Source organism: Microvirga rosea (genome assembly GCF_020595095.1).
In the GTDB taxonomy this organism is placed as follows: domain Bacteria; phylum Pseudomonadota; class Alphaproteobacteria; order Rhizobiales; family Beijerinckiaceae; genus Microvirga; species Microvirga rosea.
The window spans coordinates 542,676-558,552 of record NZ_JAJDOP010000001.1 but is presented as its reverse complement, the minus strand read 5'-3'; the positions used below and the strand labels follow the sequence as shown (position 1 = coordinate 558,552).

Genomic DNA, 15,877 nt, shown 5'->3' with positions numbered 1-15,877 from the left:
GGTGGCGTCGATCGGACTTGATGGAATGGCGGCTCTTGCCGCCATTTCGCTGTTGGCGGGTTTCGTCGACTCCATCGCGGGAGGCGGCGGCCTCATCACGGTGCCGGCCCTGTTGATCGCCGGGCTCGATCCGGCGCAGGCGATCGCCACCAACAAGGTGCAGGGCTCCTTTGCGGCGGCTTCGGCGACCTATACGTTTGGCCGCAAGGGTCTCATCGCCTGGTCGTCGGCCTGGCGTTTCGCGCTGGTCGCCTTTTTCAGCGGCGTCGCGGGTGCCCTTTGCGTCCGGTTCCTCCCCAAGCCGATCCTCGACGGCCTGATCCCTGTGCTCCTGATCGCGATCGCGCTTTTCTTCGCCTTGTCGCCCAAGGTGCGGAACGAGGACGCCCATGCGCGGATGACGGCGTTCACCTTCGGCCTGACGGCGCCTGTGGCGGTCGGCTTCTACGATGGAATCTTCGGCCCCGGGGCCGGGTCCTTCTACATGCTCGCCTTCGTGACTCTCTTGGGGTACGGGGTCATACGCGCCACGGCACACACGAAACTGCTCAACCTCTGCAGCAATCTCGGCAGTCTATTTCTTTATGCGGCAACGGGCAGCGTGGTCTGGCCAGTGGGCCTCGTGATGGCCCTGGCCTCGTTTCTCGGCGCTCAAATCGGATCCCGCCTCGCCATGCAGCATGGTGCGAAGGTCATCCGCCCGCTCCTCGTGGTGGTTTCGAGCCTCATGGCTCTCAAGCTTCTTCTCGACCCGAGCAATCCGTGGCGGCAGGGCCTGGAAGCGCTTTTTTGACGCGTAAACGGCTACAAGCGTTGACGTTCGCCGCGCCCGTCGCTATAAGTCGCCTCATACGAGCCCGCGCGATCCGCGGGCTCTTCGGTTTCCATGCAATCACCCGATCGCGTCTCCCGCCGGATAGTCCGGCTCGCTGCGTCGGATTTTTAGAGAACGAGGACTGGCCATGGCCAACACCGTGTCGGCCAAGAAGATGACCCGCAAGATCGCGAAGCGCACCGCGGTCAACCGCTCGCGCCGCAGCCGTATGCGGACCTTCATCCGTAAGGTCGAGGAGGCGATCGCCTCCGGCAACCAGACCGAGGCCGTTGCCGCGCTCCGGGTTGCTGAACCTGAACTCATGCGCGCTGCCCAGAAGGGGATCGTGCATAAGAACACGGCATCCCGGAAGGTGTCCCGTCTGGTGTCGCGCATCAGGTCTCTGAGCGCCTGAAATTCAGCCTTCCCGGCTGTTATTTCCGAAGTTTTAGAACCCGGCCCGAGTGCCGGGTTTTTTCATGCCCGCATGCAACCTTCGGAGAGGCATTTTATCCACATTGCCCCTTGACTCTTCTGGTTCTTCCAAGGGTGAAATCGCGCCAAGCGCGACTTTAAACCGCGCAGGAAACTATTATCAGATTCAATAGGTTAGCAGGCAAAGCTTCGCAAAGCATCAGAATCACGCCGCCTCACACCGCGAATCGCCTCTGATTCAAGGTTGCGCGAAAAGTCTTTTTCGCGCCCGTCCCCAAGCGTGAGTGGAACTGTGAATCAGTTGGAGAGTCAGGACTTTATCGTACCAGCGGAAAAGCTGTGGACGAGGCTGGGGGCGGCTGGGGAGGGCCGGACAGCCCCTCGAGGCGACTCGGCCGTATTGCCCCACCCCTACCCCCTGTGTAAGGTCAATTCTACTTCGACGGCTCGCCGCGAAGTCGTTCACTCAAGTCACAAGGTATAGCGCTCAACGATGGGGATAGGGCATTGTTTCAACAATTAAGAAGCAAGAGAAAGCTCATCTCCTTTTCGGGACTTCACTTGGAAGAACTTGAGAGGATGGCATGCAGATGACTGTTGTTGGTCATCTTTACTTAAGCGTAACAAAATAATCATCAGTAGTATTGGGGGCGCCGGGTTTCAGAAGAACCTGGCGTAAGTCTGTCCCTGGAGTTGGGGGATGGACGGTGGCGTAGGGGCTCCTGGCCTTTGACGGCAGGAGTCTCTTGGAGGGATATTGATGTATCGCAGCGAGGATCTTCGCACATTTGCTGCTCCGAGCGAGAGCGGTTTTGAGGCATCGGGCGAACAAAGCGCGGCAGATACCTGGACCAGGGTCAAGCGTCGGCTCCGGGCGGAGCTTGGCGAGGATATCTTCGCCAGCTGGTTCGGGCGTCTCGAACTTGATGCGGTCGTTGACGGTTGTGCTTATCTGACGGTTCCCACCCGTTTTCTGAAAAGCTGGATCGAGTCGCATTATACGGACCGGGTGCTGACCCTTTACCGGACCGAGGCCAACGAGGTGGAACGTGTCGTCATCGGCGTGCGCAGCACCACGAGCCGGGACGGAATGGCGCAAAGGCGTCTCGCCGAAGCCGCACGGGCGAACCATTCGAGTTCCACGGTTGCCATGGCTCCGGCGAGCGTTCCTGCGGTGATGGAGATCAAGTCCGCCGCTCCTTCTCATTCGGAAGAGCGGACCGAGGGAGATCTCGGCGGCGCTCCCCTTGATCCGCGCCTGACGTTCGAGAGCTTCATCGTCGGGCGTTCCAACGCCCTTGCCCATGCGGCGGCCGATCGGGTGGCTCATGCCCAGAACGGCCAGGCCATCTATAATCCGCTTTATCTTCACGCCGGCGTCGGCCTCGGCAAAACGCACCTCCTCCACGCCATTGGCCACGAGGTGCGCGCTCAGGGACGTCGGGTCATCTATCTCACGGCCGACCGCTTCATGTACGGGTTCGTGGCCTCCTTGAAGGCGCAGACCTCCCTGGCTTTCAAGGAGCGCCTGAGGGGCATCGACCTGCTGATCCTGGACGATGTGCAGTTCATCCAGGGCAAGCAGATCCAGCAGGAGTTCGGCCACACGCTGAACGCGCTGATCGATGCGGGCCGACAGATCGTCGTTGCCTCGGACCGTCCTCCGGCGGACCTTGAAAGCTTGGACGAGCGCGTGCGCTCGCGCCTTGCCGGGGGCCTCGTCGTCGAGGTCGGCGCCCTGGACGAGGCTTTGCGCGCTTCGATTCTCACCACCCGGATCGAAGCCGTGAAAGCCATTCATCCGACCTTCGAGGTGAGCCCGAACGTCATCTCCTACGTGGCCCGGGCGATCACGGCCAACGGGCGCGATCTTGAAGGAGCCGTGAACCGTCTCCTGGCTCATGCGACCCTGACCGGCTCCGCCATCACGCTCGAGACCGCGGAAGCCGCCATCCGGGACCTTGTGCGCAACCGTGAACCCAAGCGGGTCAAGATCGAGGACATCCAGAAGCTGGTGGCCTCCCGCTACAACGTTTCCCGGTCCGACATCCTGTCGGAGCGCCGTACCGCGGCGGTGGTTCGTCCCCGCCAGATCGCCATGTACCTGTCCAAGGTCCTGACCCTGCGATCCCTGCCGGAGATCGGACGCCGCTTCGGCGGGCGCGATCACACCACCGTCCTCCATGCGGTGCGCAAGATCGAGAAGGCGCTCGGCGAGGATAATGCCCTCTCCGACGAGGTCGAACTCCTCAAGCGCATGCTTCAGGAATAAGGCCCGGCGTCAGCCACCTGCAGCCCAGCAGCCGGCCGGCTGCTGGGGAAAGCTGGGCCGGTGCTTGCTTTTGGCTTCGACCTTCGCCAATCTTGCCGGCCCTTGGGATCCGTCCACCTGCCGGATCACCGGCCAATAATGCCAACGAGAATGGGTGTTGGACTATGAGAGTTACTGTTGAGCGAGCCGCTCTTCTGAAGGCGCTCGGGCATGTTCACCGGGTTGTCGAGCGCCGCAACACCATCCCGATCCTCTCCAATGTTCTTCTGCGCGGAGAGGAAGGTACCCTGCGCCTCAAGGCGACGGATCTTGATATTGAGGTCACCGAGACCATTCCGGCCGACATCACGGATGCAGGTTCGACGACGGTCCCCGCCTACATGATCTACGACATCGTCCGGAAACTCCCGGACGGTGCCCAGGTCTCTCTGGAAACCCCCGGCGACACGGGGCAGATGCAGATCCGTTCCGGCCGTTCCCGTTTCATGCTGCAGGCCCTTCCGGAAAGCGACTTTCCCGACCTCGCCGCCGGTGATCTGCCGCATCGCTTTGCCCTTGCGGCCACCGATCTCAAGCGCCTGATCGAGAAAACCCAGTTCGCCATCTCCACGGAAGAAACACGCTACTATCTCAACGGCATCTTCCTTCACACCATCGATGTGGCAGGCACGCCGATGCTGCGCGCCGTCGCCACCGACGGCCATCGCCTCGCCCGGGTCGAGCTGCCGGCCCCGCAAGGGTCGGAAGGGATGCCCGGCGTGATCGTGCCCCGAAAGGCCGTCGCGGAAATCGTCAAGCTGGTGGAAGACGGCAGCGAGTCGGTCACCGTCGAACTCTCCTCGGCCAAGGTTCGCCTCACCTTTGACGGTGTGGTGCTCACGTCCAAACTGATCGACGGCACCTTTCCGGATTATCAGCGGGTCATCCCGGCCGGCAATGACAAGCTCCTCACTGTGGAGCGGGCGGACTTCGCCAAAGCCGTCGACCGGGTCTCGACCATTTCGTCGGAACGCGGCCGGGCCGTGAAGCTCGCTCTGAATGATGGCCGTCTGACGCTGTCGGTCAACAATCCGGACTCGGGCAGCGCGACGGAAGAAATCGAAGTGGATTACGATTCCGCTCCGATCGATATCGGCTTCAACGCCCGCTATCTCCTGGACATCACAGCCCAGCTCGATGGGGACACGGCCCTGTTCAAGCTCGCGGACCCGGGATCGCCGACCGTGGTACAGGACCGTGAGGGAGCCTCGGCCCTCTACGTTCTGATGCCGATGCGCGTCTAGGCCGTCCGCCCCTGAACCTCGTCGGCGGAGCCGCGGCTGAGCGGCTCCCGAAAATCGGACGGGACCTGCGCCCGGTCGCTCATGCCGTAGTCGCGCAAAACCTCGGCGACGCGCAGGCGATAGTGTTCGAAGACTTCTCCGCGCCCGCGCGCCTGCGCCAGGCGGTGCTCCGCCTGCGTCCGCCACGCACGCACGGCCGCCTCGTCTCGCCAAAACGACAGCGAGAGAATTTTTCCCGGCTGGGTCAGACTGGCGAACCTCTCGATCGAGATGAAGCCGTCGATGTCCTCGAGAAGAGAGCGCAGCGAAGCCGCGATCGACAGATACTCGTCCCGGCGCCCTTCGCGCGGTTCGACCTCAAAGATTACAGCAATCATCGTCCAGTTCCGAAAAGGTTGTTTTTCTGAACCTTTCACGACGCTGCCGCGCTGTCGCGCCAAAACCGTTCGGCCCACGCCGAAATGTCGCTGTTCTCCGGGAACGCTTGATCTTTCGGGGAGACTCCCTGAAAAGGATCCCGGTTCGACCATGTCCTCAACGCCCTCCGCCGTCTCTCTGATCCGTCATCTCATGCTTCAGGATTTTCGCACTTATGCGAGCCTGGATCTTGCGGTGTCACGCCCTCTGGTGGCGCTCGTGGGCGAGAACGGCGCCGGCAAGACCAACATTCTTGAGGCGATTTCGCTCTTCATGCCGGGGCGGGGCCTGAGACGGGCGGAACTCACCGAGATGGCCCGGCAGAATGGTCCCGGATCTTTCGCGATTTCGGTCGCGCTGGAAACGCCCTATGGCGAGCACCGGCTCGGGACCGGCCTGGAGCGGGCTACCGAGGAAGGACGTCCGTCCCGGATCTGCCGCATCGATGCTCTGCCCGCGTCATCGCCAGCCGCCTTCGCCGAACATCTGCGGATCGTCTGGCTGACCCCGGATCTAGACGCTCTGTTCCGCGGTCCGGCCGGTGATCGGCGCCGCTTCCTCGACCGCTTGGTGCTTGCCGTCGACGCGGAGCACGGGGCCCGTGTCAATGCGCTGGAACGCGCCCTCCGCTCCCGCAACCGGGTCCTCGAGGAAGCCCCGGACGACCGCCTGTGGCTCGATGCGCTGGAACGGGAGGTCGCGGAACTCGCCATCGCCGTGGCGGCCGCCCGCCGCGAGACGGCGGAACGGCTCGCGGCCCTCATCCTTGCAACACGGGACGACACATCTCCTTTTCCCTTCGCGACCCTGACCCTCGAGGGGGAAATCGACGCGCTTGTCGCGACCCTGCCGGCCGTCGATGCGGAAGATCGCTATCGTGCGATGCTGCGCGAGGGACGCCCCCGGGACCGGGCGGCCGGACGCACCTTGGTCGGGCCGCAAGCCACGGATCTCCTGGTCCGTCACGGCCCGAAGGACATTCCGGCCGCCATGGCCTCCACCGGGGAGCAGAAGGCGCTCCTGATCGGCCTGGTGCTGGCCCATGCCCGGCTTGTGGGCAGCATGAGCGGGATCGCGCCTTTCATCCTCCTCGACGAGGTAGCCGCCCATCTCGATCCGCGCCGGCGCGCCGGCCTTTTCGCGGTTTTGGAATCCCTGGGTGGGCAGGTCTGGATGACCGGCGCCGACCCGACCCTTTTCGCCGAGCTCGAAGGCCGGGCGGATGTGCTGCAGGTCCAGCCGGGCGTGATCGAACCCATCAAAACTCCTTGATGGTGCGGGAGGCCGGAATGGCCTATGAAGAGCTTGCAACAGAAATCCTCTGGCCGGTGATCGCCATGGAACCTGCAGGTCTCATCCTGTTCTCATCCGCCCTTTTCATCGCCGCGGCCTCTCCTGGGCCAGGGATCGCCGCGATCGTGGCGCGGGTGCTGGGGCGGGGGCCGAAAGGCGCCATTCCATTCAGCATCGGCATCGCTTTGGGCGATGTGGTCTGGCTCACGTTCGCCGTGCTGGGCCTGGCGGCTCTGGCGCAGACCTTCCATGAGGTCTTTCTGGTAGTGAAATACGCAGGCGCGGCCTATCTGCTCTATCTCGCCTACAAGCTGTGGACGGCCCCCGCAACGGCGCGGGAGGTCACCGCTGATCGGAAGGCCGAGCATCCGGCGAAGCTCCTCCTGGGAGGGCTGATGCTGACCCTCGGCAATCCCAAGACAATCGTGTTCTACTTGGCGCTGCTGCCCACCTTCCTCGACCTCACCAAAATCACGGTTTTGGGCTATGCGGAGCTGGCTCTCGCGACCTTGACCGTCCTGGCGGTGGTGTTCGGAGGCTATATCGTGCTCGCCGCCCGAGCCCGGCGGCTCTTCACCACTCCCGGAGCGGTCCGGATCCTCAATCGCTTCACGGGAGCGGTGATGGCCGGCGCAGCCGCTGCCGTGGCGGCGCGGTAAGGGGCCGATCCGAGACGTCGCCGGATCCGGCCTGACCTTCGATAGAGGCCTCTGGCCGCCTCTCGAAGCAGAGCCCCCTCCTCCAATCCCTCGAATCGGCACTTTTTCGTGGATCTCAGCCACCTTTTCCGCGCGCGCATATGCGCGCGGGGGTGAAATTTCAACCAATCGTCACTAAATATCTGATCTGACGAATCAAACAGCGTGCGCGTCTCCCCTTTCACCGCGCACTGAAGGATCCTCGATGGCCGAACCCGCAATCAACGTAAATGCCGATGCCTATGGCGCGGAATCGATCAAGGTGCTCAAGGGCCTTGACGCCGTCCGCAAACGCCCCGGCATGTATATCGGCGATACCGACGATGGCTCGGGCCTCCACCACATGGTCTACGAGGTCGTGGATAACGCTATCGACGAAGCCCTGGCAGGCCATGCCACCGAAGTCACGGTCACGCTCAACGCGGATGGCTCCGTCACGGTGACGGATAACGGCCGCGGCATTCCGACCGACATTCACCAGGGCGAGGGCGTTTCGGCTGCCGAAGTCATCATGACCCAGCTCCATGCTGGCGGTAAGTTCGACCAGAATTCCTATAAGGTCTCGGGCGGCTTGCACGGCGTCGGCGTCTCCGTGGTGAACGCCCTGTCGACGTGGCTGCGCCTGCGCATCTATCGCAACGGCAAGGAACACGCCATGGAGTTCCGCAACGGTGACGCGGTGGCTCCTTTGGCCGTCGTCGGCGATGCGGAAGGCAAACGCGGCACCGAAGTGACCTTCCTGCCGAGTACCGAGACCTTCACCATGGTGGAATTCGACTATTCCACCCTGGAGCATCGCCTCCGCGAGCTCGCCTTCCTCAATTCCGGCGTGCGCATCATCCTCACGGATAACCGTCATGCCGAGCGCAAGCGCGAAGAGCTCATGTATGAGGGCGGCGTCGAAGCCTTCGTGCGCTATCTCGACCGGGCCAAAACCCCTCTCATCCAGCAGCCGATCGTGATCCGCTCGGAAAAGGATGGAATTGGGGTCGAGGTCGCTCTCTGGTGGAACGACTCCTACCATGAGAGCGTGCTTTGCTTCACCAATAACATTCCGCAACGGGATGGAGGTACGCACTTGGCCGGCTTCCGTGCCGCGCTGACGCGGCAGATCAACGGCTATGCGGAATCCTCCGGTCTGACGAAGAAGGAAAAGGTCTCGCTGACCGGCGACGATTGTCGCGAAGGCTTGACGGCGATCGTTTCCGTCAAAGTCCCCGATCCGAAGTTCTCGTCTCAGACCAAGGACAAGCTCGTTTCGTCGGAAGTGCGTCCTGCGGTCGAGAACGTGCTCAACGAGGCCCTCAACAACTGGCTCGAAGAACACCCGGCCGAAGCCAAGACGCTGGTCGGAAAAGTGGTGGAAGCCGCCGCCGCCCGCGAAGCGGCCCGTAAGGCTCGCGAACTCACCCGCCGGAAAGGCGCTCTCGACATCGCCTCGCTCCCGGGCAAGCTTGCTGATTGCCAGGAGCGCGATCCGTCCAAATGCGAATTGCTGCTCGTCGAGGGCGACTCGGCCGGCGGCTCCGCCAAGCAAGGGCGGGATCGTGCCTTCCAGGCGGTTCTGCCCCTGCGCGGCAAGATCCTGAACGTGGAACGCGCACGGTTCGACAAGATGCTCTCCAGCCAGGAGATCGGGACGCTGATCACGGCGCTGGGTACTGGCATCGGTCGTGAGGAGTTCAATCCGGACAAGCTGCGCTATCACCGCATCATCATCATGACCGACGCGGACGTGGACGGTTCGCATATTCGGACGCTGCTGCTGACATTCTTCTTCCGTCAGATGCCGGAGCTGATCGAACGCGGGCATCTCTATATTGCGCAGCCCCCTCTCTATAAGGCGAGCCGCGGCAAGCAGGCGATCTATCTGAAGGATGAGCGTGCGCTTGAAGACTTCCTGATCGACGCCGGCACGGAAGGCGCGATATTGCGCCTCGAATCGGGCCTGGAGTTTCAGAGCGACCAGCTCAAAGGGTTGATCGACGAGGCACGCTTGGTGCGTCAGGTTCTCTCGAACCTGCATTCCCGCTACGACCGCAAGGTCGTCGAGCAAGCCGCGATCGCAGGAGCTTTGCGCCCCGACGTTGTCGAGGATCCGGAACGTGGTCCGGCTGCGGCCACTTATATCGCCCAACGTCTCGACGCGATTTCGGAAGAGATCGAGCGCGGATGGAGCGGCGAAGTCCGCGAAGGCGGCTATGTGTTCTCCCGGACTTTGCGCGGTGTGACGCAAGTCGCCGTTCTTGACCAGGCTCTGATCGCCTCACAGGAAGCCAAGAAGCTCGATGAACGGGCAGCCTCCCTCCAGGATGTCTACGCGCGTCCGGCAACCCTCGTGCGCAAAGGCGATGCGATGCAGATCGACGGGCCTTTGACGCTGTTTACGTCGGTGCTGGCGACCGGCCGAAAGGGTCTGCAGCTGCAGCGCTACAAAGGTCTCGGCGAGATGACGGCGCAGCAGCTTTGGGAGACGACCCTCGACCGCGATGTGCGCTCGCTTTTGCAGGTCAAGGTGAAGGATGTCACCGACGCGGACGATTTGTTCGTGAAACTGATGGGCGACGTGGTGGAGCCCCGCCGGGAATTCATCCAGGAAAACGCACTCTCGGTCGCCAACCTCGACGTCTGATGAGCCAATGTGCAGATGGTCGAACATGGAGGCCCGTCTGGGATCCTCGCTCATGCCGTTTGGCTGTCCTTCAGATGATCGGGATCAAAGAGAAGCCAGCCTCGCAGATCCCATTGAGGCGCCAGGGGGTGGGGTCATAGCTTCAAGCTTTGTGCCATCTGCACAGATGTGATGAACAAGTTTAGGATCTCGGGCCACCGCCGCGGCGGTGGCCCCTACCACACAAGATGGCTGGGATCGTTCTGCCTAGGGCAGGATCTGTCCGGTTCATGAGACACCTCCACTCTTGCCAGGGACCCGTCGCAAGTCCGCGCCGGGGCACAGTCCGACTATTCTGGAAAGTGTGCTCACGATCCTCAACTTGAGCCTGATCTTGCCGTCCATACTCTTGAGGGTCGCAGTCTGACGCGTGGCGGTCCCGCCAGGATGAGACTTGGCTTTGATCCCTCCCCTATGCCAGTGTCGCTGCCTCGGGCTCTATCCTGTGGCTACTGGAATTCTCATGAGACTGACTGCATCGCTTGTTTCATTGTCAATGCTTCTGGCGCCAAACGTTGCTTTGTCCGGGCAGGGCTTTGATGTGGTTGTTCTCGGCGCTTTGGGCGGCATTCAAGACGGCAACCTCAGTTCCTTTCTGATCCAGCCGCATGGGGACCGCAACGCTATCGCGTGTGATGCCGGTAGTCTTGTCAATGGCTTGAAAATCGCTCAGGACAAGGGCGTCTTCGGGGATATCAAGCTACCGGAAGGCTCCCCCGACAGCGTCGTCGGCCATGTGCTGAAAACCCACATCAAAGGCTACTTGATCAGCCACGCTCATCTCGACCATCTGGCGGGTCTGGTGATCGCTTCGCCGGACGACAGCAACAAGACCATCTACAGCCTACCGTCGGTGAGTGCGGAGATCGAGCAGAACTACTTCAACTGGAAAGCTTGGCCGAACATGCTGGATCGTGGCCAGCAGCCGCAGCTGAAAAAGTATCACCTGGAGGACCTGAAGCTCGGAGAAGCCAAGGACCTCACCGGGACCAGGATGACCGTCACGCCCTTTCCGCTCAACCATGGAGGAGCAGATTCCACCGCCTTCCTGATCGAGAGCGAGGGCGAAGCCATCCTGTGTTTTGGCGATACAGGCCCCGATGAAGTCCAAAAAGCTTCCAACATGCAGGACATCTGGAAGGCCGTTGCCGACAAGGTGAGGCAGCAGAAGCTGAAGGCGATCATTCTGGAAGTGTCCTACACCAACGACCGACCGGACAATCTCCTGTTTGGGCACCTGACGCCGAAATGGGTTCACAAAACGCTGCATGTTCTGGATCAGGAAGCCGGTGGGAATGCCCTGAAAGGGCTGCCGGTTGTCGTGAGCCATATCAAGTACTCATTGACCAATGAGCAGCCCCAGGAGGCTATTCGCAAGGAGCTGGAGTCGGGCAACGATCTCGGCGTCCAGTTCGTGATCCCGGAACAGGGCGCGCTTTACCATTTCCGTTGATGTGGCCAACATGCGTCGTCCCACCATTTCGCAGGGCACCTGATTAAAGCCTGGAAGCAGTCGAGGAAGGTTCTCCCCTCTTCTCAGGCAGAACCGTCTCATGACCGGGGTAGCTGCTCGGCTGTTCGTGGTGGGCGACTTGTACGATGAAGGCGGCCATCACACGAATCTCGGGGCCGCCCGAGGATGCTCGATCCTGTGAGCGAGGTTTATTCTCCGGGTCAAACACGGCTCGTAAGCGTGGCCGTGTAACGGTCCGCTCACCCCGCCGGTCCGGATACTCGGCGACGATGGGCCCCGTGTCGTCAGCGGCTTAAGGACAAAACGTCCCGAACCTCCAGCGCTCTCTGGACCAAGCCGTTGGACTTGCAATGCCGTCAGGACGCCTGCACTTCTTCCAACAGCCATTTCCGAAATGCTTCCAGACCGGGGCGAGGGGCGCGATCCTCAGGCGTCGTGAACCAATAGGCGTTACGGCTTTTGAAGCCGAGCCCGGCCGGGTTTACCAAGCGCCCGGTCTCAAGTTCCTCCTGCACGAGCCGGCGCGGAACCAGCGCGAGGCCTTGGCCTGAGATTGCCGCTCGGATGACCAGCGAATAGAAGCCGAACCGAGTTGTATGGACGGGCATGAAGTCATCAAGCCCATGCGCCTCAGCAAACTCGCTCCAGCGAAGAGGCGTCTGGAAATGATCGAGTACGGTATAGCGGCGCACGTCGTCCGCTGTCTCAATCCCGCCCAGGCGCGCAACAAAGGATGGAGCGCCGACCAAAGCCACATCACGGCCGAACAAGTAGTAGCCTCGATGCCCCGGCCATTGGCCCTCTCCGAACCGGAACACCCCATCGGCCGCTTCAGCCGTGTCGGCTGTTACAAAAGTCGTGAATTGCACGTCGATCTCGGGATGGAGCTCTGCGAACCGCGAGAAGCGCGGCACAAGCCAGCGATCGCCGATGATCGGCAGGACGTGGAGCCTCACGGACCAGGGCGATGCCTTTAGGGCGGAGATCTGGGCGCTGCCCGCCTCAAGCTCTGCGAGAGCACGGCGGACATGTTTCACATAGATCTGCCCGGCTTCCGTCGGTATGAGGCCGCGGCTGCTGCGGGCGAACAGAGAAATCCCTAATGTCTCCTCCAGGCCACGCAGATGCTTGCTCACGGCGCTCTGGGTCAGGTTGACTGCCGCGGCAGCGGCAGAGGCCGTACCGTGTTCGGCCACGGCGAGGAGGACGCGAAGGGCGGTCATAGAGCCGGGGAGGTGCTGGATCGTCATAGGCCTCGGTACAGAGATGAAAAGGGACAACAATCTTTCTATTCCAAAATAGAATACCGAAGCGACGAATTTTCATTTGCCAGCCGCAGGCTCCCTTGGGACACCAAGGAAAAGGGAGATTGGCATGACATCGACCAACGTTCTGTGGGCTTCACGCTTCCGCTCAGGTCCTGCCCCGGAGCTCATGGCCCTCTCTCGCTCGGATGCCAGCCATTTCCGATTGGCTGCTTATGATCTGGCGGCCTCATTCTCTCATGCGCGGGAGCTCGTAAGAGCCGGGCTGCTCACCCAAGACGAAAGTGAGACAATCGCCGCGGCCCTTGCGGCTCTACAGACTGAGATCGCCGCCGGAACCCTTGTTCCCTCTCAAGAGGATGAGGATGTGCACACCTTTCTGGAGCGCGAACTCATTGAACGGCTCGGGCCGCTTGGCGGCAAGCTCCGAGCCGGCCGCTCGCGCAACGATCAGGCAGCCAACGACCTCAAACTCTATCTCAGGGAGCAGGCCAGGCGGATCGTCATCGATCTGTTGAGCTTGCAAGAAGCTCTGTCCCTTCAGGCCGAACAGCACCTCGGAACCATAGCACCAGGCTTTACCCATCTTCAGCCTGCGCAGCCCGTGAGCTTTGCGCACCAGCTTCTTGCGCATGCCCAAGGCTTTACTCGTGACATCGGCCGTATGCAGGATTGGGACCGTCGCGCGGCGCGCTCCCCACTCGGGGCCGCGGCACTTGCTGGGTCAGCCATTGCCAAGTCGCCCGAATTCTCCGCCCGGGAACTCGGTTACGATGCTCCTTGTGAAAACTCGATCGATGCGGTTGGAAGCCGCGATCATGTAACGGAATTTCTGTTTGTCGCTGCAATGATCGGCGTAAACCTGTCCCGCCTAGCCGAGGAGATCTTTCTCTGGTCCTCGCGCCAATTCCGGTGGATCGCGCTCGACGATGCGTATGCGACCGGCTCATCGATCATGCCGCAGAAAAAAAACGCCGACATCGCGGAATTGACCCGCGGTCGTGCCGCACGCCTCATCGGCGGGGTCGGCACGATGCTGACAGCACTGAAGGGACTACCCTTCGCCTACAATCGCGACCTCGTAGAAGACAAGCGTGCCGCATTCGAGGCAGTCGACACGTTGCTGCTTGTGCTCCCGGCCATGGCCGGAATGATCCGGACGATGCGGGTCAATGCCGACGAAATGCGCCGTCAGGCAACGGATGGCTTCACGCTTGCAACCGAAGTCGCTGACTGGCTTGCTCGCCAAGGCGTTCCATTCTCGGAGGCACATGAGATCACCGGCCGCCTGGTCCGATATTGCGAAGAGCACAATATCGGCCTTGAGGACCTGAGCGCAGGCGATCTGACCCTTGTGGACCCGCGCCTGAACCCGGCTCTCATGACACACCTTACGCCGGATGCGGCCATCTCGGCCCGCGACGGCTATGGCGGAACGGCTCCGCACCGGGTGGCTGAACAGCTTGCTCGGCTGCGTTCGGATTTCGGCACCCAGCGCAACTGGGCAATGCGCTATGACGGCCCGCGGATCTGAACAGAGAGATGAAAGGAGATAACCGGAATGAATAGTACCAGCGCATTCTCCTCAATGGGCGGGGGGAAGACCGGAGGATTCGATCCTTCCATCGCTCATCTTACTCATGTACCCCGCCGTCATTATGGACGTTGGGTTGCAAGCGCACTGCTCCTCGCAGCGCTTGCCTACGTGATAAAGGCCTTCGCGGAAGGGCAGATCGACTGGACAGTGGTTGGGCAGTTCTTCACCGCGCAATCCATCATCAGCGGTCTGGGCAACACAATCATCATGACGGTCTGCGCCATGGCTCTGGGCATCGCGCTCGGCGTCCTGTTCGCCATCATGGTGATGTCCCCCAATCCGGTGCTAAAGGGCGTCGCCATCTTCTACATCTGGTTCTTTCGCGGCACTCCACTTCTTCTTCAGCTTTTGATCTGGTTTAATCTCGCTCTTGTGTTCCCTCGCATCGGGATCCCAGGTCTGTTTGAAGCCCGCATGGTAGATGTGATGACTCCGTTCGTGGCAACGCTGCTCGGCCTCGGTATCAATCAGGGCGCCTACACGGCAGAGGTCGTGCGTTCAGGAATCCTGTCCGTCGACGCGGGCCAGACTGAAGCCGCCAAGGCTATCGGCATGACGCGTCTGACAACCCTGCGCCGCATCATTCTTCCGCAGGCCATGCGGGTCATCATACCACCGGTTGGCAATGAGGTGATCAGCATGGTGAAGCTCACCTCCATCGCAAGCGTGATCGGCTTTGCAGAGGTGCTGCGCAACGCACAGACGATTTACTTTGCCAATGCGCGGGTCATTGAGCTCCTGATCGTGTCTGCCGGCTGGTATCTGATGATCGTGACGATCCTGAGTATCGCTCAGCATTTCCTGGAGCGCCACTTCGCCAAGGGCTCGAGCCGCCGGTCTCGACGGGTTGCCCGACCGGCCTTGGAGGGTTGATCCATGATGCCTATCGTCGTTGCGGCCGATGTGCGCAAAGCATTCGGCACCGTTCAGGCCCTTGACGGTGTGTCGATCGAAATTCCGGCCGGCCAGGTACTTTGCATAGTAGGACCTTCAGGATCCGGTAAGAGCACGCTTCTTCGCTGCATCAACCAGCTGGAACGGATCGATTCCGGAGCCATTTGGGTCGACGGCGAGCTCATCGGCTACCGCCGCGTCGGCGACAAGCTTTATGAACTGACCGATGCGGAGATAGCCCGTCAGCGGCTGACGAGCGGCATGGTGTTCCAGCGTTTCAATCTGTTCCAACACTTGACGGCACTCGAGAACATCATCGAAGGGCCATTGATCGTGCAGAAGCGTCGCCGCAACGAAGTCGTCGGCGAAGCCATGGCGCTGCTGGAACGTGTAGGGCTTTCCGCAAAGCGTGATGCCTATCCCTCGGAACTTTCTGGCGGCCAACAGCAGCGCGTGGCAATTGCTCGTGCGCTCGCCATGAAGCCCAAGCTGATGTTGTTCGACGAGCCGACCTCGGCGCTCGATCCGGAGCTGGTTGGCGAGGTTCTTGCCGTCATGAGAGATCTGGCCCACTCGGGAATGACGATGATTGTCGTGACCCATGAGCTTGGATTTGCGCGCGAGGTTGCGAACGAAGTCGCCTTCATGGATCGGGGAGCCATTGTGGAACGGGGCTCGCCGCAGGAGGTGCTGGTGCACCCCAAACAACAGAGAACGCGCGACTTCATCGCGGCCGTACTCGCTTAATAAATGTTCCTCAGGAA

The 15,877-nt window shown here is 61.5% G+C and carries 13 protein-coding genes; 11 read left to right on the top strand and 2 right to left on the bottom strand.

Features of this window, described 5'->3' with window-relative positions; genetic code table 11:
• The first annotated feature begins 1 nt into the window (after window position 1).
• From LJD17_RS02695 to dnaN, 4 genes are all read left to right on the top strand, one after another.
• The gene (locus tag LJD17_RS02695) at window positions 2-793 is read left to right on the top strand and encodes a TSUP family transporter (protein ID WP_406600749.1); all 792 of its coding nucleotides are present in this window, start codon (window positions 2-4) and stop codon (window positions 791-793) included.
• Window positions 794-962: 169 nt separating this feature from the next.
• The gene (gene rpsT / locus LJD17_RS02690) at window positions 963-1,229 is read left to right on the top strand and encodes a 30S ribosomal protein S20 (protein ID WP_227382513.1); all 267 of its coding nucleotides are present in this window, start codon (window positions 963-965) and stop codon (window positions 1,227-1,229) included.
• 780 nt (window positions 1,230-2,009) lie between these two features.
• Window positions 2,010-3,521 (top strand): chromosomal replication initiator protein DnaA, encoded by a 1,512-nt coding sequence (gene dnaA, locus LJD17_RS02685; protein WP_227382511.1) that lies wholly within the window; start codon window positions 2,010-2,012, stop codon window positions 3,519-3,521.
• Window positions 3,522-3,685: 164 nt separating this feature from the next.
• Window positions 3,686-4,804, top strand: a complete 1,119-nt coding sequence (gene dnaN / locus LJD17_RS02680; RefSeq protein ID WP_227382509.1) for a DNA polymerase III subunit beta — start codon at window positions 3,686-3,688, stop codon at window positions 4,802-4,804.
• Here the strand turns inward: dnaN and LJD17_RS02675 are convergent.
• Window positions 4,801-5,181, bottom strand: coding sequence for an antibiotic biosynthesis monooxygenase family protein (locus tag LJD17_RS02675; RefSeq protein WP_227382507.1), 381 nt, complete (start codon window positions 5,179-5,181; stop codon window positions 4,801-4,803). The two genes, dnaN and LJD17_RS02675, sit on opposite strands and share 4 nt — an antisense overlap.
• Before the next feature lie 151 nt (window positions 5,182-5,332).
• Here LJD17_RS02675 and recF point away from each other — a divergent pair, with 151 nt between their 5' ends.
• The 4 genes from recF to LJD17_RS02655 all read left to right on the top strand — a co-directional run bounded on the left by recF (window position 5,333) and on the right by LJD17_RS02655 (window position 11,336).
• Window positions 5,333-6,493, top strand: a complete 1,161-nt coding sequence (gene recF, locus LJD17_RS02670; protein WP_227382505.1) for a DNA replication/repair protein RecF — start codon at window positions 5,333-5,335, stop codon at window positions 6,491-6,493.
• 17 nt (window positions 6,494-6,510) lie between these two features.
• Window positions 6,511-7,173: a LysE family translocator gene (locus LJD17_RS02665; protein ID WP_319799665.1), complete on the top strand. Its 663-nt coding sequence runs from the start codon at window positions 6,511-6,513 to the stop codon at window positions 7,171-7,173.
• 244 nt (window positions 7,174-7,417) lie between these two features.
• Window positions 7,418-9,844 (top strand): DNA topoisomerase (ATP-hydrolyzing) subunit B, encoded by a 2,427-nt coding sequence (gene gyrB / locus LJD17_RS02660; RefSeq protein WP_227382504.1) that lies wholly within the window; start codon window positions 7,418-7,420, stop codon window positions 9,842-9,844.
• A 502-nt stretch (window positions 9,845-10,346) separates the two neighbouring features.
• The gene (locus LJD17_RS02655; protein ID WP_227382501.1) at window positions 10,347-11,336 is read left to right on the top strand and encodes an MBL fold metallo-hydrolase; all 990 of its coding nucleotides are present in this window, start codon (window positions 10,347-10,349) and stop codon (window positions 11,334-11,336) included.
• Window positions 11,337-11,713: 377 nt separating this feature from the next.
• Here LJD17_RS02655 and LJD17_RS02650 read toward each other — a convergent pair whose 3' ends face one another.
• The gene (locus LJD17_RS02650) at window positions 11,714-12,607 is read right to left on the bottom strand and encodes a LysR substrate-binding domain-containing protein (RefSeq protein ID WP_227382499.1); all 894 of its coding nucleotides are present in this window, start codon (window positions 12,605-12,607) and stop codon (window positions 11,714-11,716) included.
• 124 nt (window positions 12,608-12,731) lie between these two features.
• Between LJD17_RS02650 and argH the strand changes: the two genes are divergently transcribed.
• Genes argH through LJD17_RS02635 form a run of 3 tightly spaced genes read left to right on the top strand, consistent with a single transcriptional unit; the run spans window position 12,732 to window position 15,860 of the window.
• On the top strand, window positions 12,732-14,156 hold the full coding sequence (gene argH / locus LJD17_RS02645) for an argininosuccinate lyase (protein WP_227382497.1): 1,425 nt from the start codon (window positions 12,732-12,734) through the stop codon (window positions 14,154-14,156).
• 54 nt (window positions 14,157-14,210) lie between these two features.
• Entirely contained in the window at window positions 14,211-15,092 is an 882-nt protein-coding gene (locus tag LJD17_RS02640; RefSeq protein ID WP_227382905.1) for an amino acid ABC transporter permease, read from the top strand.
• Between the two features lie 3 nt (window positions 15,093-15,095).
• Window positions 15,096-15,860 (top strand): amino acid ABC transporter ATP-binding protein, encoded by a 765-nt coding sequence (locus LJD17_RS02635; RefSeq protein WP_227382495.1) that lies wholly within the window; start codon window positions 15,096-15,098, stop codon window positions 15,858-15,860.
• Window positions 15,861-15,877 lie beyond the last annotated feature (17 nt).